The following is a 22,261-nucleotide window of genomic DNA, read 5'->3' as shown; positions in this document are numbered from 1 at the left end:
AGTTCTCCTAATCAGGAATGGCCACGCGCAGCACTTCTTCTGTTGTGGTAATTCCTTGTTTTACCTTGAGCAGCCCGTCGTCTACCAGAAAAATAGTCTTATTTTTAAGTGCCAGTTCCCTAAGCCTGGAAAAGGACTCGCCATTCATGATTACTCTCCGCATGCTGTCGTCAACAACAAGCACTTCGTGGATAGCAATCCTTCCCTTATAGCCAGTCATATTGCAGGAAGCGCATCCCCGCCCCCTTACAATTGCATCAATCTTCATTCCCCGCTTGGCAAAAATCTCTATCTCTCTTTTAGTCGGTGCCTGAGTTTCTGCACAATCGCGGCATACTTTCCGGACAAGCCGCTGGGCTACGATTCCACTAATCGAGGAAGCTGCCAAAAACGGTTCAATCCCCATATCAAGAAGCCTTGTTATACTTCCCAGAGAATCATTTGTATGGAGTGTACTTAGAACCAGATGTCCTGTGAGCGACGCCCTGATTGCCACTTCAGCAGTCTCTTTGTCCCTTATCTCCCCGACCATTATGACGTTTGGATCCTGTCGCAGAATAGCACGCAGGCCAGTGGCGAAGGTCATTCCTACGTTTGAGTTGACCTGTATCTGGTTGATTCCTTCCAGCTGATATTCTACCGGATCTTCAACAGTGATTATATTTACCTCTTCACTATTGAGCCTGTTTAAAGCCGCATAAAGCGTGGAAGACTTTCCTGATCCAGTTGGGCCAGTAATAAGGACTATGCCAGTCGGCTTCTCGATCATATCTGTAAAACGGCTTAAATTCACTTTGTTGAAACCCAGTTTATTAAGATCATTCAAAGCGCTGCCGAGATCCAGCAAACGCATAACGATTTTCTCTCCATAAACGGTAGGAAGTGTGGATATCCTGAGATCGATTGGATGAAAATCAAGATTCATTTTTATCCGGCCATCCTGAGGGATACGGTGCTCAGTTATATCAAGATTAGCCATAATCTTAATTCTGGCCGTCAGGACACTTTGCATATGTTTAGGCAATACCCTCTCGGTTCTTAGCACGCCATCAATCCTATACCTTATGGCTACCTTTGTTTCCTGCGGGTCAATATGTACATCGCTGGCCTTTACCGCAGCCGCATTTGCCATTATCTGATTGACCAGCCGGACTATGGGAGAATCTTCGTCGGCAATCTTCTCCTCCTGAATTTCCCTTGATACCTGTCCTGCATCTAGCAGTTCTTCAAAGCCTTCATCCATGTCATAGTATTTATTGATGGCACGGATAATATCGTCCTTTGTGGCGATTGCCGCTTCTATATGAAATCCAGTTGAAAGCCTGAGATCGTCAATGGTATAGAAATCCATGGGATCAGCCATGGCTACATACAGTTTTTCTCCATCCTTTTTTAATGGAAGGATCAGATTCCGCTTGGCCATATCCTTAGAAACAATACTGAACAGCTTTGTGTCAAAAGGATATCTAAAGAGGCTGACATGCGGTATGCCCAGCTGGAACTCCAGCACTTCAATCAGCTGCTGTTCCGTGATATAGCCTCTTTGAAGGAGGGCATCGCCCAGCCGCTGGTCCCTATGTTTTTCTGCCAGGGCAAGCTGAAGCTGTTCTTCAGTAATTAAACCTGATTCTACCAGCAAATCCCCTAAGCGCTTGCGGGTCTGTTTCATTGGCTTGTCCCCCTTCCACCATCATTTAGGCTCTTCATTCGGCTTGCCCCAAAGGCTCCCATCATTATCCTCTTTATCTGAGATGCTGCTGCCATCAGCTGTTTGAGTTCCTTTTTCAATAGCCCCTGCTGCGCCTTCCTGTTTGTCATCTTCCAGTGAACCGCTCTCATCTGTACTGTCAGTATTTTCTTCCTGCACTGGTGAAGTCCCTATGTCCCCAGGTACAGCATCAACTTGAGGTGCACTGGTTTCCGGACTGATTAAAGATTCCTTGATTGTAAGACTATGAACCTCAACTTTATGAACCGGAGGATAATAGTCTTCGGAAATGAGCTCAGATTTGAGAAGCGCACCATTCTCGTCGATCGAATCACGGTAAACCTTAACCAAAAGGCCTTCCTCACCTTCAACAACTGTTTTTTTCTCCCCAAATTTCAATTTTGCATCAAACTGAACAACAGTTTTTGGCTTAAAGGTTTCTTTATCTTTTAATTTGACATCATAGGAGTACATATACTCCTGGCCGGTTAATGCTACATAAAATAAATCATCGCTATAAGAAAATTTCAGCTTGTATGACTGGTCATTAGGGTTAAGGAATATCAGATCCATATTTTTGTTTTTATCAGCCCTGGCTTCAAAGCCGGCTTCCGTGAAAGAAGGGAGGGCGCGGCTGATATGCCGCTCTGCAATAGTAAAATTACTGGACAGGACAGTTCTATAGATGAGCGATGAAATGATACTCAAGGACCGTTCATTATAAACTATATTATTTTCTTTCAGGATCCCTAATATCGATATTCTGCTTTGAGGATCTATTTCAATGGAAGGAAATCTTTCAGCCCAGTCTGCAAGATCTTTTGAAGCTTCATGATAGGTTATTGACGCTTCAGAAATAACCACTTCACTTTCGGAAACCGGCAGATATGTATCCAGCTTGATCATATGGCTGCCGTCTTCGAGGACTGCAGCATACATTCTCAAGTCGGATATTAAACGTGATGAATCCAACTTCCCTTCCGCCAATTCAGCGGAAATCCCCTGCAGCAATTCCGTGAGAAGATTGTCGTCAACTGTTGTTATGAGCTGATTGTCGTTTTTATTAACAGCAGCCTTTACCGACTCGTCCAGATCAAACGTAAAGATTTCCAGCGGAATACTTTTTTCTTTTTCCTTATACCGGAAGGTCAGCTGGGTATTTTCCCTCCAAACTTCCTGCCCGCTTGAAATCTTCAAAAGGGCTTCATCATGAGTTAACCCGCTTACATCCACATTTCCGATCCTTGTCCCAGACCCGAATATTTCATCTGAAGAAAATACATTTACATAGGCAGAGGCCCCAATCTTCGAAAACGAGAGAATGAAGGCTGTACTGATTCCCAGTACGAGAAAAAGCTTTAAAAATTGAGCTTTATTCATGCCAGGCGCCCTCCTTATTAAGCTTCAACATTCATTGACAACTCAACGACTACATTAGGCCCTTCTGTCTGGGCCTGTTCAATGATTGTTCTCGTAAGGAGAGTCCCGTTCGGAATTAATACGGTTCCATTTTGCCCCCATATGTCTGCTGTTACTTTTTTTCCGTTCAGAAGTTCAATCTGCTTTTCCTTAAGTGTCTCTATATCCGATTCTTCTTCCATTGCAATATCAGTAATGAATGGTTCATTTTCTTTCAACTGCTTATTCTGAGGGTCCAGCAATGAGATATCATTTAGGAAGCCATCTGCAGCATCCTCTTTAACAATAAGGATATCTTTCCCGTAAGTTAAAACATATTCAGAAGGCAAAGCCTCTTCATTGCTTCCCGATTTCATCTCCATGCCAAGGATATTGCCTGTTTCATCGTCAATATAGTATTCAATTGCTTCTCCGATCAGTTCTCCCTTTCGGGTCATTACTTTAGTGCTGATAATTTTGATTTTTTTGTTCACCAGCTGATTGGCAATTGGAATTTCGTTTAGATCGATTACAGCATTGTCACTCTCCACAGTAACTGCATATTCACCAATCCCCACTACTTTTTTAAAAGGGATCGCCTTGACACTTACCTGCCAATCCTCATGTTCAATTGTCAAAAAGTCTACAGACCCTTTTTCCGGATTTATCACTAATGTTTTCACTTTACCGACCTGCTGACCGTCCGAAATGCTAATTATGGGAAGACCGGTAATCTGAGAACTGTTTTTCATAAAAGTCACCACACCTATATTAAAGTTTCGTTACACACATAACAGTAATATTACATTATTTCCTTATTTTTTATCAGTCTAATTCTAAAAATATTTATTTTGTAAAAATTGGATTTCTTGCCGGATAATTGGATGTTTTGAATATTTCCCTTCAAGTTCTCCCAGAAGCCTCTTTAATTTAGCAGTTTCCTTAAATGACAGATAGTGCTGAATCAAGATGCTGGCAAAGGTATAGTATTCAGCCGGCTGAAGATTTGAAATCATGCATTTTTTAAGCATTGCCTCATAATCATTGGCTGACATAGTCATCTTCATGGCTTTCAACTGGTCGACCGCAGTCTGGAGAACCTGATGGCGGAGCATTCTATTAGAAGAATTTTGCCCTTCTGCAGGTTCCTGAATATCCAGCTCTCCTGTATTGCTTAAAGTATTTTGGGTGGCATCATCAAAATAGTAGCCATATCCATTTTCAATGTCATCTGAAAGAGCAGAATGGTCTAATTCAATAGATGCCTGGATGCTGATATCATAGATTGAATCAATATTTTCCTGAGTTGCATTTCCTTTATCCCCATCCGTTTGAGAATCCCGGTTTTCAGAATCATCCAAAAGTTCCCGCTCACCCCAGGCTACCTCTGCGCTTTCTTGTTCTTGTTCTTGTTCTTGTTCTTGTTCTTGTTCTTGTTCTTGTTCTTGTTCTTGTTCTTGTTCTTGTTCAGGCTCAAGATCTTGTTCTTCATTTTGATCTGGTTCAGATTCTTGATCTGGCATATCCAGCATTTTTTCTATGTCTGCCAAATAATAATATTCGTCACTTCTTTGTATTTCATCAGAATCCTGCAGACCCAATTCCTCTGATCCGGCCAGCTTCGAAATGTTTCCTGGCAAATTCCCTTCACTGCCAGCTTCTTCCTCATTTTCAGTGAATAATGTGTCTGCATTTACAGCCTCCAAGGTACTTTCTCCATCTTGCTGAACTGGCTCTATGTCATCAGACTCTTCCAAATAAGAGATTGTTTCAATATCGCTTAAAATCCCAACCTCGTCATTCTTTGCTGTCTCTCTGATCAGAAAGTTTTCCAAGTCATCCACCATTTCCAGCGAAGTATCTGCCTTCTCTTGGGAATTTCCAGTTAACTCTGCATTGTACTCATCAGGAACTCCGGCAGCCGGAGAAGCGGGACTTTCCGTATAAATGGTAATGGTATCGCTGATGTATGCTTCATTCCCGCTGAAATTTGTTTCTTTATCTGGAAATTGACTATGCTTCATTGAATTGGTCCGTTCTTCGATGCCTGCTGACTCTGCCGCAAAAAATAATCCGGTCATTCTGGTTCCAAAGATATAAGCACAGACCATTATGAACAGCAGGATGAGAATAGCATTCTGCCAAAGAAGAAATGCATCCTGGGCAGCCAGGGCAAGGCCTGCTGCGCATAAGGAAGCAGCCACTGATATAATCTTCCCTTTCCTGCTGATGCCAAGCGGCAGAAAATACAGGATAGGAACAAGCAGAACAAGTGAACATAACGCAAATATATAATTGCTCATATCATCCACTCCCCCTAAGTGGTAAATTAGGCTTATTTGCCATATCTAGAAAATGAAAGAGAAGTATCATTTTTCGACCTATAAAGACAAATATAACTACAAAATATTGTATAATAAGATAAGAAAGAAAGAAAGAAGGGTCTAAATGAAACTTAAAAAAATTTATAATAGTTCAAAAGGCCTTACTTTAATAGAGGTTTTATTATCTCTTGCGATCCTGAGCATTATCCTGTTAGGTTCAATGAAGTTTTTTACACAAGCTTATACTTATACCAGCGGAAGCCAAAATAAAACAGCTGCTGTTAACGTTGCCAGAAATGCACTAATGTTCATCGAAAATGAGAGTTTTATAGAAGTAAGAAAAAAATTTCTGGAAGACAATCTGTCTGGCCTGTCCCTTTACATATGCAATAACAGCTATATAGCCGATTGGCATGGCGATAGGTCTGAATTTCCGGCCGGCTGCAGAAAAGACAAGATTACCGTCAACAATATTCCGTTTGACGTTACGATCAGAAAAGGAAAGGATTATAGCAAATTTTCCTCATCCTTTATCCCTCTGGAAGCTTCTGTTAAGTGGGAAAACCAGGGAAAAACCGAAGAAACAATAATTGAAGGGGCTATAAAAAGTGAAGATCTTCGATAATAAAGGTGTTACCTTATATGAACTTCTTGCCGCAATGGCCATTACCATGATTATTTTGCCAGTCATTTATGGGGTCTTCACTTCCGGTGTTAAGCTTTATAACAAAATACAGGTTGAAGGCCAGCTGAGGGATGATGCTGATTATGCAGCGACCATGATCATGAACACCTTTTATTCTTTTCCATTTGACTATGTAAAAGGCTGCGGAACCAATTGCCTTGAGCTGGTTGACTCAAGGCATACTGCGGTTGAAAAAGTTGAAGACAGCAGCTTTTATTCAGTTAATAAGAATGAAGAAAATGAACAGCTGACTTCTCTTCAAATAAAGCTGACCGATAAAGGCAGCGATAGCCAGGCCAGTGCCATTGAAATTAATAATTCCAAGCTAGATGTTTCTGCCGATTTTTCAAACTCAGAAATCAGCTTTGCCTGCAGCAATTCCGTCAGCGGGAACTGCCAAAGTTTTATGATCAGCTTAAATTTGGTTCTGGCTGATGAAAGGCTCGACGATAAGTTGTACTTAGACAGCAAATTCGGCTTTACTGGAGGAGGCGCTTCTAATGAATAATGAGCGGGGCAATACCCTGATTACCGTCATGCTTGTTTCTTTGATCTTTACGGTCCTGGGCCTGAGTATTCTTGCCTCTTCCATTGGCAGTGTCAAAAGAACAGAAACAAGAGAATCAGATTTAGATGTTACATACGATTCCATAAAAGTGCTGGAAACTATGACAGCTGACCTATCGGGAAAACTGTCTTCATTGCCGCTCGATTATTATATGGATTTTGAAAATAATAAGGTAAAAGGTTCCTATAATACTGATATGAGAAATCTGCTTTCGTCTCTGCTATCAGACACAAAGAAAAATTCCGGCTCATCTTTTGAATGTATTAATATTATTGATGTCAGCAGCGGATCTCCTGCCGCTGTTGATCCTTCTTCTTCCTGTGGAAGGCAGCTGGAACGAGACACGATTTATACTCTTGATACAGATAAGGACTTTACCAGAGTTCTTGATTTTGTTTTGGTAACGAAGAATCCGGCAGAAACAGAAGGTAAAGTTTCACGAACAGTAAAAAAGAGGATCATTCTATCTCCCCTGCCCAGCTTTTTAAAATATGCAGTCGGGTCAGAGGCGGATGAAGAGGATTCGGGACTTTTTTTGAACGGCTCTCCAAATATAGCCGGAAACACTTATGCCAACAGGCTTGCAATAGATGAGGATGCTCATTATATTTACCGGAATGGTGAGGAAAAAACAGTAAGCACACCGAAGCCATCCCTAATGGGCGACATATACAGCAGTACTTCTCATTTGCTGCCTGTTGTATCGGAGAGCAAAAATTTTTATAGGGGGCAAGCTCCCCCTTTAAAACATGACAGCCAGTTTTTTAATATCGATTTTGAGAAAACGATGAATCAAAGAATAGCTGCCCTGCAGAGAGATGCTAAACTCGATGTCAGAATGCCTGATGATGCGGAAAAATTAAAAGATATTATAAGTTTAGGCATCAAAAAGTTAGCAGGAACCTCCTATCAAATTAACCCGGAGGGCTATGTAAAAAAAATTGAAAATGCTGAAAGCCAGACCTCTTTGACTAGCGAAGATGTCATCCCTCTGGCGGAAGGTTATGTTATTGACAGCCGGGATGAGAAAATTGAAATAAAAACTGATACAAATGTGAATGGCGATCTTGTGATAATGAGCACCCAATTTCCAATAGATATGGATAGCACAATCATTGTAAATGGTGATTTGTATATAATGAGCTATAAGGATATTACTTTATCCAAAAATATTTATGTGACCGGAAAAACTGTGATTTTAAATTATGGAGAGAAAATCGCTCTTGGCGGCGATCTCATTTCTGCTGAATCAATTTCTGCAGAGTCGTACAAGAATGCTTCCCTATCTATAAAAGGCAATATAATGACCGGAACCAGTCTTACTCTTCTCCCTAATGAAACTTCCATCATTTTTAACGAGGATATTATTACGGGTGAACATTTTACCATCAATGGCAATGAAACAGACGGTTCTATCGAAGATGACTCCGTTGCCTTTGATTCAGTCGTATATACTGGAGGGAAAGCTTCCATATCAAATGCCAATATTGTAGGGGCTAAAGATGCTAATGGAAATGAACAGCAAATCATTTTAATGGCAAAAGATGATCTGCTGATAACCCGGATAGATGAATTCAATAAATACAGCTCTGTGGATGAAGATGGAGAGCCTTATTTGCCAAAGAAGTTTGACAAGAATATCACTCCACTGAAAGGATTCTTCTATACAGAAAAGGAAGCAACCCTTTATGGAGTCGGGTCACTCTTCTATATACATGGCGGTGTTTTTGCGAAGCAAAAACTAACGATTAATGCAGTCCGGGGCGTGACTGAAAGTATAGATGATCTGCCTAAGTTACAGGAGGGAAAACTTTCCCGTTTTGTTGTTAAGTATGATCAGGAAGTATTGCTGAAACGGATTGAGACTCTTCCTATAATGGAGCAGCTGCAAATATTTTCGGATGAATTGCTTGTATACTAGACTTAGTTTATGAAGATTAAAAAATAAATCAAAAAGGTGCTGAAATATCAGCACCTTTTTGATTACCATCTGCCTTCCCCGGAAGCCCCATTATCTCCGCCCGCTTGTTTATCACTCACTTCAAACAGTGCTGAAGCTTTTGGCTTGGATTTGTCCCGCTGCTCTTCTGCCTCAGCAGTAACAGTTGAATAGCCCGCCTTCTCAGCCACCAGATAATAATTTCCATTTTCTTCCTTAACAGCAACACTCCCTGGAACTGTAGAAGCCACTTCGACGATTTCTTTGTTGGTGGCGTTGTCCGGATTAAAAATAAGCACTGATTCAATCGCAATCTTTTCATTAAGATTCAATTTAAATACCGGCTTTTTAAATTTAATTTCCTCAAGACCGATATAAGGGTCCTTTACTATGATCCTGACTCTCGCTTCCAATTTTGAACCATCGGTAGTCTTGACGATAAGCTCAGTTATACCAGGCGTTCTGCCATTAATTGAATTGCCATTTACTATTGCAGCTATATCAGTATTGGAAACTGTAGTATTGAGATTTTTATTGGTTGCATCCGCCGGCAGTATTACTAATTGGAATGCGGCAGTCTTGCCTACCTCCACTTCAATCGGATCCGGTGAAACGCTGATTGATTCTATTCTTTTCTCAATTGTGATTGTTTTAGTAACCGGAAGATCGCTTGCGGAGAAACCGCCTGCTGATTTAATTTTAATTATGTTTTGACCTGGTTCTGTTAATAGGATCACCTCGTCAGGTGTAAACTCCTTCCAATCAGTGGTCCCTTTATCAGTTGTAACCGAGTGGTAGTATTTTACTCCCTGTCCTGCCACCAGCTTTGTCAGTTTAACATTTACATGTTCATTTGCCTTTTCGCTGCTGTTATATGACTTGCCTGTGTCTACACCTGTCATTTCATAATCAAGTACCAGATAAATTGTAGCCTTGCTTTTTTTATCACTGTAGAAGACTTCAATTGCTTTATTGTTATCAGTAAAACGCATATCCATGATCGGCTGATTAAGCAGCCCCTGATCATTTGGGAACCCTGTCTGCGCCAGCTTTTTCCCATTGTCGCTAAGATCGATTTTACTGATGATGCCTGCTGCATCACCATCATATGCCTGCTGCTTTGTCGTGTCCTTCAGCCTAACTTTCATATTAATGACCTGGCTGGAGGCCGCGATTGTTGTTTGGTTCTCTTTTCCAGAGCGGCTGTCCTTATAATGTAAAGTTGCAGCAGGCATTTTTACATTACTGAGTGCCCACTCACCCTTTACCTTGAAAGAAACTGTCACCTGTTCCGGACTGAAGCGTCCGTTGCTATAGCCAATCGTTTGGGGTAAGGTTAAAATTATTTCTTCTTTGTCCTTTGAATTCTCCGCTCCTGGCGAACTTACCAGTGAGAGACCTCTAGGAAGCGGCTGAACGATCTTCAGGTCGGTCAAAGAACCCTTAACTATATTATTCACAAGGCCATAAGGATTGAGCGTATACTCCACTTCAAACTCATTTGTTTTATCAGTTGACCCACTTATTTTAATAAGATTATCAGGGGTATTGATTGTTCCCTTTAAGTTCATAGTGCCTCTGAAGCCAGGTGGTGCATCCTCTTTAACCTCAATTGTTACCGGACTGTGGGGCTTGGTTATTTTACGGCCATTTAAATCTGTATACACAATGCTGATATTGTCAAAAGTATAAATTCCCAAATCTTTAAAGCTGAGCGGAAGATTTAGATCAATAGGCTGTGGTGCATTCTGATTTATTGGATATGGAAGATTGAACTTGATGCTGGCGAAGCCGTTTTCATCAATTCTTGCTCCGGTGCCTTCAATCAAACTTACCTTACTGCTGTATTTCTTCAAATCTACCTTTATCTCCCCGCTGATGGCTGGCGTATCCATGTCAGCAGAAATATCACGGAAAATGGAAGCGATATTTTCCTGAGTTGCTTGCCTGGCCGCCACACCTGTTACAGACGAAAGGCTCCTCAAATAATTCATATCAACTTCAGTGTTGTTGCCAAAACCTATGGAAAAAAGTTTAACATCCTTCTCTGCAAGTTTTTGGGCCATACTCACTCCATGGGCCCTTATACTTTCGACTGTTTCGTTAACTGATTTGCTTATAAATGTTTTCTGGCTGCCATTATAGAAATAAACCGAATTGCTTAAGTTAGGCTTTTGGCCATAGATCTCATAATGTACTTCTTTCAAGGCTGTCACGTTTTCACAGCCCCAGAATATATAAGCACAGGATCTGTATGTAACCTTCTCATTCACGTTGGAAAACGTCGGCTCCCCATCCGTCATAAACAATACATATTTATTATTAGTGCTGTTCCCAAACATACCTAAAGCTGCTTCCAGAGACTGCGTGTAGTTGGTTCCTCCAAGTGCTGAAAGGCTATTCGAATTGGAGTTGATCAGGTTAAGGCTGGCTATATTATTGTTGGGAGAAAATGTTACAACCTTCCCTGTTTCAACACCATCGTCAAACGGCACAAAGCCAAACCGGTCATTCGGCCCTGCATTTTCCTTAAAAAAGTTCACAGCTGCCGTCATGGCATCTTTGGCACTCTGAAACTTTTGCGGATTCTTGCCAGAGTCATTCATCGACCCCGATTTATCAAAAACAAACACTACATCTATCGGGTCGCGGTTTGCGTTTGTGGCTTTGCCTTTTGGCGTCAGATGGATGTCGATGCTTCCCTCGGCATTGCTGTTCTGCGGTTTGACGATGACAGATTGCGACGCCTTTGCACTAAAATCGACCCCCGCCTCTTCTGCTGCCAATATGTCCTTTCCTGTATAGGAAAGCATAAGGATCAGCAGCTGCAGCATAAGGATGGCTGATATAGCTTTATTATATTTCCTCATCATGTTCCCCCTTTCTCATTTTCCTCTATATAAAACTCTCAGATGTCAGCTGTGTCATTTTTACTATTATTATACCAATTTACCTATAGATTCCAAAGCTTTATCTTGCGGAATTTATCATATTTTGCAGTTTGATTTTTCATAACAGGAATTTCCATAAAAGAACAAAATAAAAAAATCCCCAACAGGGGATTTTCCTATTTCACATACTCCGCCACCCGATTCCTCCCTGCCCTTTTGGCGCCTACATATAAAGCGCGGTCGGCATGCCGGATGAGGGCGAGCGGATCGTCTGCATCCACTGGTGCAGATGCTACGCCGATCGAGGCGGTGATGCTGACTGGGAGTCTGGAGCCGTCTCCGTCCATATGCTGGCTGATGGTAAAAGGCTGGGTGGCGATGGCAAGGCGGATGACTTCGGCTAATTCAAGAGCATCCTGCTTTTCCGTGTCAGGCAGCAGGACAACAAATTCCTCTCCGCCATATCGCGCTATCGTTCCGTATGGCTCTGTAAGCAATGATAGCCTTTCTGCCAGTTCGATCAGGATCTCATTCCCGCTCTGGTGCCCAAAAGTATCGTTTACTCTTTTAAAGTGGTCGATATCCAGGATGATGAGCGAAAGGACGCTCCTTTTTCCAGAATCCATTCCAATGAACTCTTCAGCAAGCAGACCGTCAAAATAACGGTAGTTATACAGCTTCGTCAAAGCGCAGCGTTCACTGTTTTCCTTCGTCCTTTCATAATTCCTGGCGTTTTCAATAGCGACAGCGAAGTGGGAACAGAGGATGTCCACAATCATCAGCTGATATTTTTCATAGGCCCTTTTCTTGCGGGATGCGAGAAGAAGGACACCGACAACTTTGCTTGAACGGGCAATAGGGACACACAGGACGCTTTCGACTTCTTCTGGCATATAGCCCTTGGCTGCTGTCTTCCATTCTTTTTTCGTGCTGAACAGGGCAGCTTTCCCTGTCGCCCATACAAGCCCGCTGATGCCCTCATTTCTGCGCAGCGGAAGGGCTGACGGTGTGGTCCTTTTTCCATCCTCTACCTGGTAAAGGAGCTTGAGTTCAGACTCATCGACCACATCGAGGATATAAGCATAGTCTACCGGCAGCATGCCGATCAGCTTTTCGATAAAAAGCTCCATCACTTCATTCCTGTTGAGGCGCTCAGCAAGCTGATGGCCGATTTCGGCTGCTTTGTGCAGATAATCGTTCACCTTTTCACTGGAATTATAGAGCCCGAGAATGATAGACAGGCTGGCGAACGGGACGCCCACAAAAAGGATGGATAAAAGCCCCACTTCCCTATACAGGATGTAGAGCATGAATCCGACCGGCAGCGTCATGATCGATGTAAGTGACTCCCATATAAAATCCTTCCCGAAGAAATCCGTTTTCTGCTTGTGCAGGAAAAAGAGGATCAGGGAAAGGACAAGCTGATTCACAACATAATAGACAATCGGATACAGAATGGACAGCCATAAGGATGGGCCGTGCTCCATCAGGTCGGCTCCCTGCTTCCCGCCAAGGGAATAATAGAACACCCCGCTTATAAAGGACACTACAAAGAACATGAATGAATTGAGCGGAAACCTGTATGACTGGCTTTTCGGCAGCCTGAGCTTCAGGAGGAGAAAGATGACGGAAGCCTGTACAAGGAGCAGCTCGATAAAAATGCCGAAAGATAAAAAAACGGCAAATGCCACCCACTGCAGCATAAACACGGGCACGTTATTGATGATGATCGGCATGGATGATACAAAAAACATAAGCAGCATAAATGCCAGGACATCGACGTTCAAAGCTGCAGGCTGCGGAGGATAGAGGGTATAGGTAAGCCAGACTCCGGCAGGCACAGTCAGCGCCCAGATGATCCATATGTATTTTATCGCTCCCTGCTTAACCATAATCCCCATCCTTCCGCCTCGAAATACCCAAATATTTACAATATAGTAGAATAGTCACAAAATAAATATTATTGTATCAAATTTCCTAAAATTTGTCACTCTAATATTGCTTTGCTCCACCAAAGTATTTAACATTTTTCCTCTAGCAGCCTATTCAGAAATGGTTTTGCGGCAGAGAGGAAATAGAGCGACCCCGTAATCACCAGAACATCATCAGACTGCAGGTTCGACAATTCTGTCCTGATGGCCTCTTCCCAGCTGGCACAAGCCGTTTTATTTTTAGATATACTAAATCCGGCAAGCATTTCAGCATCCGCCGCCCTGGGGAAATCAAATTGGGTAAAAGTAATTCTATCGGCAGCTTCATCAAGAATTCTGATCATTTTGTCCAGCTTCTTGTCTGACAATGCTGCGAAGACAACTGCTATTTTTTTGCCGTCATACCTTTTGCCAAGCTCATCGGCAAGAGCCATGATGCCTTCTTCATTATGGGCTCCATCCATGAGAACGACAGGATTGTCAGAAAGGAGTTCAAGCCTGCCTGGCCAATAGGCTTCGGACAGACCTTTCCTGAGATCTTTTTCTTCTATCATAAAGGAGTAGTACTGGTTCAGGATTCCTGCTGCCGCAGCGGCAAGCGCTGCATTCCTTGTCTGATGCGATCCCAGCATGCTGATTTCAAGGTTCTTGTATTCCCGGAAAATCGTGCTGACGGTAAACCTTTCACCATGGTCAGCCGATCGATGATCACTGATTCCGATTTCGCTGCCTAGCCTGTACAGCTTCACGTTCTTCTCTTTAGCTGTTTTTTCAATAACAGAAAGGGCTCCCTCCTGTGAAACAGCAGTCAAGGCAGGGACGCCGCTCTTGATGATCCCCGCTTTTTCAAAGGCTATCTGTTCATAGGTATCTCCAAGGATCGCCGTGTGATCAAGGCCGATGCTGGTGATGATGGACAGAAGCGGATGGACGATATTGGTCGAATCCAATCTCCCTCCCAGGCCGACTTCGAAAATGGCGACATCAACAGGGTTCACATCGGCAAAATAACGGAAGGCCATTGCAGTGATAACTTCAAACTCAGTCGGTGCCCCAAGCTCCGTCTTTTCCAGCTCCTCGCTGAGCGGGTAAATATCGTTAACAAGCCTGAGGATGTCTTCATCCTTGACAGGCTGGCCATTCAGGCTGATTCTTTCATTGAATTGTTCAAAATAAGGAGAGGTGAAGGTACCGGTCTTGAATCCGGCACTCACAAGGATGGAACGCAAATAGGCAACCGTTGATCCCTTGCCGTTCGTCCCTCCGATATGTACACTCTTGAGCCTTCTTTCAGGATGGCCCAGTTTTTCCATCATCCATTCCATCCGCTTGAGCCCTGGCTTGATTCCGAGGCGAAGACGGGAGTGGATCCAGGATATTGCTTCTTCGTACGTTTGAAACATAAGTATCTGCCTCCATACATAGGAAACCATACGGAAAGACGAATCCTTCCTGGATCCGCCTTTTCCGTTATGGGTGGTTTACCCTTTTAGTTCATTTAAGCGAGCTTCGACAATCGCTCTCTTTTCAGTATAGTCCTTTTCTTTGGCGCGCTCTTCTTCAATGACCTTTTCAGGTGCCTTTTTAACAAAGCCTTCATTGGAGAGCTTCTTCTGAACACGCTCTACTTCTTTGTCCAGCTTATCCCACTCTTTTTTCAACCGGGCAATTTCTTCATCGATGTTGATGAGCCCCTCCAGCGGTAGGATGATTTCAGCTCCGGAAACGACTGCTGTCATCGCCTTGTCAGGTGTTGCGGCAGCAGGGCTGATTTCAAGCTCTTCCGGGTTGCAGAAGCGTTCGATATAAGCTTTATTGGCTGTGAGAGTAGCAAGAACCTCGTCATCATTCGGCTTCAGGATCATCTTGATCTTTTTGCTCAATGGTGTATTCACTTCTGCACGGCTGTTCCGGACAGAACGGATGATTTCAACAAGCAGCTTCATATCGCCTGCTGCCTTTTTATCAGTGTATTCTTCTTTCACCTTCGGCCATTCGGCAACAGTGATTGATTCGCCGCTGTGAGGCAGGTTCTGCCAGATTTCTTCTGTAATGAAAGGCATGAACGGATGAAGAAGCCTCATCGTGTTATCCAGTACATAAGCCAGGATTGAACGGGTCGTTTTCTTTGCAGCTTCATCTTCCCCATATAGCGGGAGCTTCGCCATTTCAATATACCAGTCGCAGAAATCGTCCCAGATGAAGTTATAAAGCACACGGCCGACTTCACCGAATTCATAGCGGTCTGAAAGCCTTGTTACCGTTTCAATCGTTTCGTTCAGCCTTGTGAGGATCCATTTATCAGCTACGGACTTTTCTCCTGTTAAATCGATGTCTTCAAATTTCAGGCCAGCCACATTCATAAGGGCGAAGCGGGAGGCATTCCAAATTTTATTGGCGAAATTCCAAGTTGCTTCTACCTTTTCCATGCTGAAGCGCAAATCCTGTCCAGGCGAGCTTCCAGTTGAAAGGAAGTAGCGGAGTGAATCGGCACCGTACTGGGCAATGACATCCATCGGATCTACACCGTTGCCGAGTGATTTGCTCATTTTCCTGCCTTGCTCATCTCTTACCAGTCCGTGGATGAGTACATCTTTGAATGGGCGCTCTCCTGTAAACTCGAGGCCTTGGAAAATCATCCTGGATACCCAGAAGAAGATGATGTCATAGCCTGTTACAAGGCTTGCTGTCGGATAATAGCGCTTGAAATCAGGGTTTTCTTCATCCGGCCAGCCCATTGTAGAGAATGGCCATAGGGCGGAGCTGAACCAGGTATCAAGAACATCATTATCCTGGGTCCAATTCTCAGCATCAGCCGGAGGCTCGGAATCTACATACACCTCGCCTGTTTCCTTGTGATACCAGGCCGGGATGCGGTGGCCCCACCAGAGCTGCCTGGAGATGCACCAGTCGCGGATATTTTCCATCCAGCGGAGATATGTGTTTTCAAAGCGGTCCGGGATGAAGTTGACTTTATCTTCTTTCTGCTGCAGTGCTACCGCTTCGTCTGCCAGCGGCTGCATCTTGACGAACCATTGTGTGGACAAATATGGCTCAACCACAGCTCCGCTCCGCTCAGAATGGCCGACAGAATGCATATGCTCTTCAATTTTGAAAAGTACGCCGCTGTCCTGCAGGTCCTTCACGATCTGCTTGCGGCAGTCAAAGCGGTCGAGGCCGTTGTATTTGCCGGCATTTTCATTCATGGTTCCGTCCTCGTTCATGACCAGGATGCGCGGAAGATCGTGGCGGTTCCCGATTTCAAAATCGTTCGGGTCATGGGCAGGAGTGATTTTCACTGCGCCAGATCCGAATTCCTTATCCACATAATCATCGGCAACAATCGGGATTTCACGCCCGGTAATCGGGAGGACAACATTTTTTCCGATCAGATGCTGATAGCGTTCGTCTTCAGGGTGAACCGCTACCGCTGTATCGCCAAGCATGGTCTCTGGACGGGTTGTGGCGACCTCAATGGATCCTGAACCATCTGCAAGCGGGTAGTTCATATGGTAAAAGGCGCCCTGGACATCCTGGTGGATTACTTCGATATCGGAGAGCGCTGTTTTTGTGGCTGGATCCCAGTTGATGATATATTCGCCCCGGTAAATCAGGCCTTTTTTATAAAGAGAGACAAATACTTTATTGACCGCCTTGGAAAGCCCCTCATCCATTGTGAAGCGCTCACGGCTGTAATCAAGTCCCAGGCCGAGCTTAGACCATTGCTGGCGGATATGCTCTGCATATTCTTCTTTCCATTTCCATGTTTCCTGGACAAATGCTTCGCGCCCGAGATCGTAGCGGGATTTCCCTTCGCTTTTCAGCTTCTGCTCGACTTTCGCCTGTGTTGCGATGCCGGCATGGTCCATGCCCGGAAGCCATAATACATCATAGCCCTGCATCCTCTTCATGCGGGTAAGGATATCCTGAAGCGTGGTATCCCAGGCATGGCCGAGGTGAAGCTTTCCTGTTACGTTCGGCGGCGGTATGACGATCGTATAAGGCTCTTTGCTTTGATCATCCTTCGCTTCAAAAAATTTGTTACCGATCCACCATTCATACCGTCCCTTTTCAATATTCTGGGGATCATACTTTGTTGGCATCGCCAATTCATTATTCTCCATTGTATTCCCTGCCTTCCTTGTATCTATCAGTGTTGTGGGTACCTGAACAACTAAAAAAACTCCATCCGTCAATAAAAGGACGAATGGAGCTGATTTCGCGGTACCACCTTTTTTCCGGGCAAGTAATGCAATCCTGCCAGGCGCTTAATCTGATAACGGTTTTCCCGTCTTTCGCTACTGTGAACAGGTTCTGTTCGCGAAAGAAGCTCAAGGGCGACATTCCGATGATTCTGCCTGGAAAACCTTTCAGCTTGTGGTTTTCCTCTCTTTAAGCAGCTTGCACCGTACTCTTCCCTGTCAATGCTTTTCTAATGATATTTATATATGATATAGTACCGAATTTCGCGGTTTATAGTCAATAAGTATCGGCAATATTTTTTAAAATCATACATCCGCCCGTACGATTCTAAAAAATAGGCACTTAACCTGGGGAAGGGACATAGAATGGTGTAAAAGAGATTAGGGGGAAAACAGATGAAAAGGAAATTCAATCCTTATACCCTGCCTCCATGGCTGAGGACCTTTAGAAGTGTTTGTGCCCAATTCATAATTCCCTTCTGTGTCTTTCAGGGAATACGGACCATTCTCATTCCGACGACATTTGATGTTCTTTTGCTTTCAGTCTTTATCTTGCTGGCTCTGGCACTCCATCTTGAATTCATTTAGGAGCCCTCAGGACGAATTGTCCGGGGCTCCTTCCTGTTCGGCCTGGGCTTTTGCAGCTTCCTGTGCCTGCTGCTTCTGCCTTTCGATTTCGTCGATCCTCATGACGATGTACTCTGTATTCTTCAGAAGCCAGAATTGGCGCTGAAACTGCTGGACGAGCTTTCTTTCATCTGCGGCACCGCGGTTCTTATGGTAGTTTTCCGCCTCCCTCAGGACAGGACCCGGGTGGGCAAGATAGCTCTGGAACAAGAGCATTTCATCCTGCTTGAACGGCATATATTTAAAGTAGGTATACAGCCACTCAACACTTTCATCGCTCCGCTTCGGGTAGCTTCTTAAAGAGCGCGATAGAAACGGCAGAAGATCATGCAGCGGGGAAGCCTGGCGCGATTTTTCAAAATTGCTGAAATATCCGTAGCCTCTTTCGTCATACAGAAAATGTTCTGTTGAAACTTTTCCATGGATGATGACGGTCCGCGCTTTTTCATCATCCTTCGTTTTTTCATGCCAGTCCTTCAGCTTGCCTTTCGAAAATTTCAGCGCCTGGGTAATATCATGGTAATACAGACAGAATAGGAGCTCGAATGGCGCCATATACTGCTTTCTTTCACATTCATCAATAAATCCCTCGCAGAATTCTGTCTCCTTCTCCCAGGCGAGCAGGGTCTTTTCATAATGCTCCTGCCGCTCCTCGCTGGTGACATTGACTTCCTTCAATGACAGTGTGTGGAGCCGTGCCAGTTCCCGGAACATCTGCTGATGGCGTTCAAAACGATTTTCTTTTTCTTCATTGGCGAGCCATGGCATTAAATAATACAGTTCACTCTCATGAAAAACAGCGTAGCGGCCGTCGGCAGCCGGATAGATCGGCACTATCCGGTTGTAGCCCTTCTGATAAAGGGACTGAACCTGCCTGATGAAATCAGTCCCATGCTTTGCTTTCAGCTTTTTCAGTGCAAAAACGCCTTTATCGGAATAGATCTTCCTGGTCCTGCCGTAGTCTTCCACAAAGTGGGGCTGGACTGCATAGTGCTTTAAAATCGGGGAAACCGCTGCTAATCTGTTGCTTCCTTCCATACGCGTATCCCACTTTCTTATTGGCGTAGTAATCCTCCGGAAATAAAAGAAACAGTTGAACAGGTACCTCCATACCTGCCCAGCCTGTTTCATACATGTCTTATTGCCTGCAGAAGGCTATTTCTGATAGGCATGCGCAGGGACATACAGCACCTGGCCTTCATAAACATCCTGGTTCAGCTCCAGGTGATTGACTCTCAGCAGCGCCGGAACAGGAACCTCATATCTTTCTGCGATAATATCGAGCGTATCGCCATGCTGGACGATGCACACTTTCATCCTGGCAGACTGCTCTTCTTCCTTTCGGGCCAGGAACTCAGCCAGTGACAAGCTCTTGCTTTTTTTCTTATTGGCTGCTTTCTTCTTTTTTGGAGCCTGGTCAGAAGAAGATTCACTTTCCTCCTGCTGGGCCTTGAAGCCGGTCAATATTTCTGCCGGCTGCATTTCCGGCTTTTGGTTACCGGCATAAGTATCTTCTGCTGCCTTTTCACTCCTGAACGCTGCAAAGCTATGGTCAGGCACCTGTTCTGCAGGTTCAGCATGGTATGCTGCTTCCGGGACCGGAAGCTCATGATCTTTGATGGTGTCAAAAAATGCTGCCGGCTTTTCTTCTTTTTCAGCCTCCTCCGGCTGCTTTCTCGCTTCGGCAGTAAAAGGGGCAAACAGACCGGCAGCTTCTGCGTTCTCTGTTTCATCTTCCTCTTCCGCTCCTGCCCCGGCTTTATAAATAGAATCTTTGAAACCGGCATATTCCGGGAGCTGCACCTCTTCATCGTCCTCTATTATTAACTCTGCCGGCGCTGCCGAACGGAATAAAGGCTCCAGCTCCTTTTCAGTCTCCTCTTCTGCTGCAAGCAGTGGCTCAAAATGATCCTGCTGCGGCTCCTCTTCCTGAGCTTCTGCCTCAGCTTCCTCTTCTTCCGGCCTTTCATCGTGTTCCTGTGCTGCATCTTCCTCATCATACTCCGCGGCAGGATGCTGCTGTTCCCCATAGAGGCCGGTGATGGTCAGATCTGCTGTCAGCCTCATGCAGCTTCTTTCCTGGAATTGATAGTCAAAAGAATCAATATAGACATCCAAATCATAGACGCTTCCTATCCTATTATTCGGAATGGTTATATCAACAGGGAAATGGTGAGAAAATTCACAGATCCCCCCTTCCCTCTCTTCAATGGATTGAATGAATTTTGGACTGGCAAAAGATTCTTCCAGTTCACCTTCTTCATTTTTCCGGTACTCCCCGGCCAGCTTCAGCGATCCTTGAATCGATACATATTGTTCATGTTCCTGGATGGTTATATTCGGATCAAGCGAAATAGAAACAAGCTCAGATACTTCCTGTCCTTTTTGGAACCAGACGGATTCTTCTAAAGAAAAGCGCAGGCATGATTGATCTTCCTGGGACAAAGCGACTCCTCCTTTCAGCTCTTTCACGTATAATCACTATGTCATTATCACTCTATGAACGGCTGATAGTAATTATGATTAGATTGTGAAAAGTTATGGAGCCCAGGAGAGCAGGGGGGTGAATGTTAATGAGGCAATGAGGGGAATTCGTTTATGAGGAGACACACAAAAAAACAGGCCGGATTCAACCGGCCTGCTTTCATCAGCCTTTCAGCTTGGAAAATGCAAGCTCGGCTGCGTTCAATGTTTTTTCAATATCTTCATCCGTATGGGCGGTTGATAAAAATAAACCTTCGAATTGGGATGGAGGCAGGAAGACTCCTTCATTTGCCATTTCACGGTAATAAGAAGCAAAATAGTCCAGGTTGGAGGTTTTCGCTTTTTCATAGTTGATGACTTCTTCGTTTGTAAAGAAGAAACCGATCATTGAACCGGCACGGTTGACGGTCAGCGGGATATCATGCTTTTTCGCTGCTGCATATAGGCCTTCTTCCAGCCTGTCTGCCTTCCGTTCGAATTCTTTGTACGATTCAGGAGTGAGCTGGCTCAGCGTTTCGTATCCGGCAGTCATGGCCAGCGGATTGCCTGAAAGTGTTCCTGCCTGATAGATTGGGCCGCTCGGGGCGATTCTCTCCATGATTTCCGCTTTGCCGCCATAGGCGCCTACAGGGAGGCCGCCGCCGATTACTTTGCCGAGGCAGGTAATGTCAGGGGTAACGCCGTAATAGCCTTGAGCGCAATGATAGCCGACACGGAAGCCTGTCATGACTTCGTCAAAAATCAGGAGCGTCCCATATTCACTCGTTATGTCCCTTAATGCTTCAAGGAATCCCGGCAGAGGAGGGACTACCCCCATATTGCCGGCAACAGGTTCTACGATGACCCCTGCAATATCTTCGCCGAATTGCTCAAAAGCATATTTTACGCTTTCCATATCATTGTAAGGTACTGTAATAGTATTTTTGGCTATACCTTCAGGGACCCCGGGGCTGTCAGGAAGCCCTAGCGTAGCGACACCTGAGCCTGCTTTGATCAGAAGGGAATCGCCATGGCCATGGTAGCAGCCTTCAAATTTAAGGATTTTGTTGCGCCCTGTGTATCCGCGGGCAAGGCGCAGGGCGCTCATTGTCGCCTCTGTACCTGAAGAAACCATCCTGACAATCTCAATGGACGGCACCCGTTCAATCACAAGCTTGGCCAGCTCATTTTCGGCAATGGTCGGAGCGCCGAAGCTTGTGCCAAGTTCAGCGATCTTCTTGATCCCTTCCACGACCCTGTCATTTGTGTGCCCCAGGATTAACGGCCCCCAGGAAAGCACATAATCGATATATTCGTTGCCATCAATATCATAGATTTTCGAGCCCTTTCCCCGCTCCATGAAGATCGGATCCATATTGACCGATTTGAAGGCACGGACGGGACTGTTGACGCCGCCAGGCATCAGCCTTTTCGCTTCATTGTAGGCTTCAGCCGATTTAGTATAAGAACGCATGCTTTTCCCTCTTTTCTTCTTTTTAATACTTTAAGAATAGGATGGCTTTAC

The 22,261-nt window shown here is 44.5% G+C and carries 15 protein-coding genes and 1 other annotated feature; of the genes, 4 read left to right on the top strand and 11 right to left on the bottom strand.

Annotated features, from left to right (window positions below; genetic code table 11):
* Positions 1–7: 7 nt before the first annotated feature.
* The 4 genes from FZD51_RS04380 to FZD51_RS26040 form a co-directional block, all read right to left on the bottom strand.
* The gene (locus FZD51_RS04380; protein WP_148973644.1) at positions 8–1,669 is read right to left on the bottom strand and encodes a GspE/PulE family protein; all 1,662 of its coding nucleotides are present in this window, start codon (positions 1,667–1,669) and stop codon (positions 8–10) included.
* A gap of 21 nt (positions 1,670–1,690) precedes the next feature.
* Positions 1,691–3,088, bottom strand: coding sequence for a G5 domain-containing protein (locus tag FZD51_RS04375; protein WP_148973643.1), 1,398 nt, complete (start codon positions 3,086–3,088; stop codon positions 1,691–1,693).
* 17 nt (positions 3,089–3,105) lie between these two features.
* Entirely contained in the window at positions 3,106–3,858 is a 753-nt protein-coding gene (locus FZD51_RS04370) for a PRC-barrel domain-containing protein (RefSeq protein ID WP_148973642.1), read from the bottom strand.
* 84 nt (positions 3,859–3,942) lie between these two features.
* Positions 3,943–5,130 carry a hypothetical protein gene (locus tag FZD51_RS26040; protein WP_187445624.1) on the bottom strand — a complete coding sequence of 396 codons (1,188 nt, stop codon included), beginning with the start codon at positions 5,128–5,130 and terminating at the stop codon, positions 3,943–3,945.
* Between the two features lie 424 nt (positions 5,131–5,554).
* Between FZD51_RS26040 and FZD51_RS04360 the strand changes: the two genes are divergently transcribed.
* Genes FZD51_RS04360 through FZD51_RS04350 form a run of 3 tightly spaced genes read left to right on the top strand, consistent with a single transcriptional unit; the run spans position 5,555 to position 8,604 of the window.
* Positions 5,555–6,055, top strand: coding sequence for a type IV pilus modification PilV family protein (locus FZD51_RS04360; RefSeq protein WP_148973641.1), 501 nt, complete (start codon positions 5,555–5,557; stop codon positions 6,053–6,055).
* Positions 6,039–6,623 carry a PilW family protein gene (locus FZD51_RS04355; protein WP_148973640.1) on the top strand — a complete coding sequence of 195 codons (585 nt, stop codon included), beginning with the start codon at positions 6,039–6,041 and terminating at the stop codon, positions 6,621–6,623. Before FZD51_RS04360 ends, FZD51_RS04355 begins: the two co-directional genes overlap by 17 nt.
* Positions 6,616–8,604: a hypothetical protein gene (locus FZD51_RS04350; RefSeq protein WP_148973639.1), complete on the top strand. Its 1,989-nt coding sequence runs from the start codon at positions 6,616–6,618 to the stop codon at positions 8,602–8,604. The genes FZD51_RS04355 and FZD51_RS04350 overlap by 8 nt, the downstream gene beginning before the upstream one ends.
* Positions 8,605–8,666: 62 nt before the next feature.
* Here the strand turns inward: FZD51_RS04350 and FZD51_RS04345 are convergent, their stop codons facing one another.
* The 4 genes from FZD51_RS04345 to FZD51_RS04330 all read right to left on the bottom strand — a co-directional run bounded on the left by FZD51_RS04345 (position 8,667) and on the right by FZD51_RS04330 (position 17,568).
* Complete coding sequence (locus FZD51_RS04345) at positions 8,667–11,495, bottom strand: VWA domain-containing protein (protein ID WP_148973638.1); 2,829 nt, start codon at positions 11,493–11,495, stop codon at positions 8,667–8,669.
* Positions 11,496–11,689: 194 nt separating this feature from the next.
* The gene (locus tag FZD51_RS04340; protein WP_338120372.1) at positions 11,690–13,405 is read right to left on the bottom strand and encodes a sensor domain-containing diguanylate cyclase; all 1,716 of its coding nucleotides are present in this window, start codon (positions 13,403–13,405) and stop codon (positions 11,690–11,692) included.
* 128 nt (positions 13,406–13,533) lie between these two features.
* Positions 13,534–14,847, bottom strand: a complete 1,314-nt coding sequence (locus FZD51_RS04335) for a bifunctional folylpolyglutamate synthase/dihydrofolate synthase (RefSeq protein ID WP_148973637.1) — start codon at positions 14,845–14,847, stop codon at positions 13,534–13,536.
* A gap of 78 nt (positions 14,848–14,925) precedes the next feature.
* On the bottom strand, positions 14,926–17,568 hold the full coding sequence (locus tag FZD51_RS04330) for a valine--tRNA ligase (protein WP_148973636.1): 2,643 nt from the start codon (positions 17,566–17,568) through the stop codon (positions 14,926–14,928).
* 72 nt (positions 17,569–17,640) lie between these two features.
* Positions 17,641–17,878: a binding site (T-box leader), on the bottom strand.
* Positions 17,879–18,042: 164 nt separating this feature from the next.
* Here FZD51_RS04330 and FZD51_RS04325 point away from each other — a divergent pair.
* Entirely contained in the window at positions 18,043–18,234 is a 192-nt protein-coding gene (locus tag FZD51_RS04325) for a hypothetical protein (RefSeq protein ID WP_009796068.1), read from the top strand.
* A gap of 6 nt (positions 18,235–18,240) precedes the next feature.
* Here the strand turns inward: FZD51_RS04325 and ysxE are convergent, their stop codons facing one another.
* The 3 genes from ysxE to hemL form a co-directional block, all read right to left on the bottom strand.
* Entirely contained in the window at positions 18,241–19,311 is a 1,071-nt protein-coding gene (gene ysxE, locus FZD51_RS04320) for a spore coat protein YsxE (RefSeq protein WP_094766949.1), read from the bottom strand.
* 117 nt (positions 19,312–19,428) lie between these two features.
* A complete protein-coding gene (gene spoVID / locus FZD51_RS04315) occupies positions 19,429–20,718 on the bottom strand; it encodes a stage VI sporulation protein D (RefSeq protein ID WP_148973635.1) in 1,290 nt (429 codons plus the stop codon).
* A 202-nt stretch (positions 20,719–20,920) separates the two neighbouring features.
* Complete coding sequence (gene hemL, locus FZD51_RS04310) at positions 20,921–22,210, bottom strand: glutamate-1-semialdehyde 2,1-aminomutase (protein WP_148973634.1); 1,290 nt, start codon at positions 22,208–22,210, stop codon at positions 20,921–20,923.
* Between the last annotated feature and the right edge of the window lie 51 nt (positions 22,211–22,261).

This window comes from Bacillus infantis (genome assembly GCF_008180445.1).
GTDB classification, from domain to species: Bacteria; Bacillota; Bacilli; order Bacillales; family Cytobacillaceae; genus Bacillus_AB; species Bacillus_AB infantis_B.
Note: the sequence above shows the minus strand (reverse complement) of the source record. Positions and strands in the feature narration are given on the sequence as shown.

What these genes read in the sequence shown, in the direction of transcription:
- FZD51_RS04325 (WP_009796068.1), top strand. Translation starts at nt 18,043, where the DNA reads ATGAAAAGGAAATTCAATCCTTATACCCTGCCTCCATGGCTGAGGACC.
- hemL (WP_148973634.1), bottom strand. Translation starts at nt 22,210, where the DNA reads ATGCGTTCTTATACTAAATCGGCTGAAGCCTACAATGAAGCGAAAAGG.
- FZD51_RS04345 (WP_148973638.1), bottom strand. Translation starts at nt 11,495, where the DNA reads ATGATGAGGAAATATAATAAAGCTATATCAGCCATCCTTATGCTGCAG.
- ysxE (WP_094766949.1), bottom strand. Translation starts at nt 19,311, where the DNA reads ATGGAAGGAAGCAACAGATTAGCAGCGGTTTCCCCGATTTTAAAGCAC.
- FZD51_RS04360 (WP_148973641.1), top strand. Translation starts at nt 5,555, where the DNA reads ATGAAACTTAAAAAAATTTATAATAGTTCAAAAGGCCTTACTTTAATA.
- FZD51_RS26040 (WP_187445624.1), bottom strand. Translation starts at nt 5,130, where the DNA reads ATGAAGCATAGTCAATTTCCAGATAAAGAAACAAATTTCAGCGGGAAT.
- FZD51_RS04350 (WP_148973639.1), top strand. Translation starts at nt 6,616, where the DNA reads ATGAATAATGAGCGGGGCAATACCCTGATTACCGTCATGCTTGTTTCT.
- FZD51_RS04370 (WP_148973642.1), bottom strand. Translation starts at nt 3,858, where the DNA reads ATGAAAAACAGTTCTCAGATTACCGGTCTTCCCATAATTAGCATTTCG.
- FZD51_RS04375 (WP_148973643.1), bottom strand. Translation starts at nt 3,088, where the DNA reads ATGAATAAAGCTCAATTTTTAAAGCTTTTTCTCGTACTGGGAATCAGT.
- FZD51_RS04340 (WP_338120372.1), bottom strand. Translation starts at nt 13,405, where the DNA reads ATGGTTAAGCAGGGAGCGATAAAATACATATGGATCATCTGGGCGCTG.
- FZD51_RS04380 (WP_148973644.1), bottom strand. Translation starts at nt 1,669, where the DNA reads ATGAAACAGACCCGCAAGCGCTTAGGGGATTTGCTGGTAGAATCAGGT.
- FZD51_RS04330 (WP_148973636.1), bottom strand. Translation starts at nt 17,568, where the DNA reads ATGGAGAATAATGAATTGGCGATGCCAACAAAGTATGATCCCCAGAAT.
- FZD51_RS04335 (WP_148973637.1), bottom strand. Translation starts at nt 14,847, where the DNA reads ATGTTTCAAACGTACGAAGAAGCAATATCCTGGATCCACTCCCGTCTT.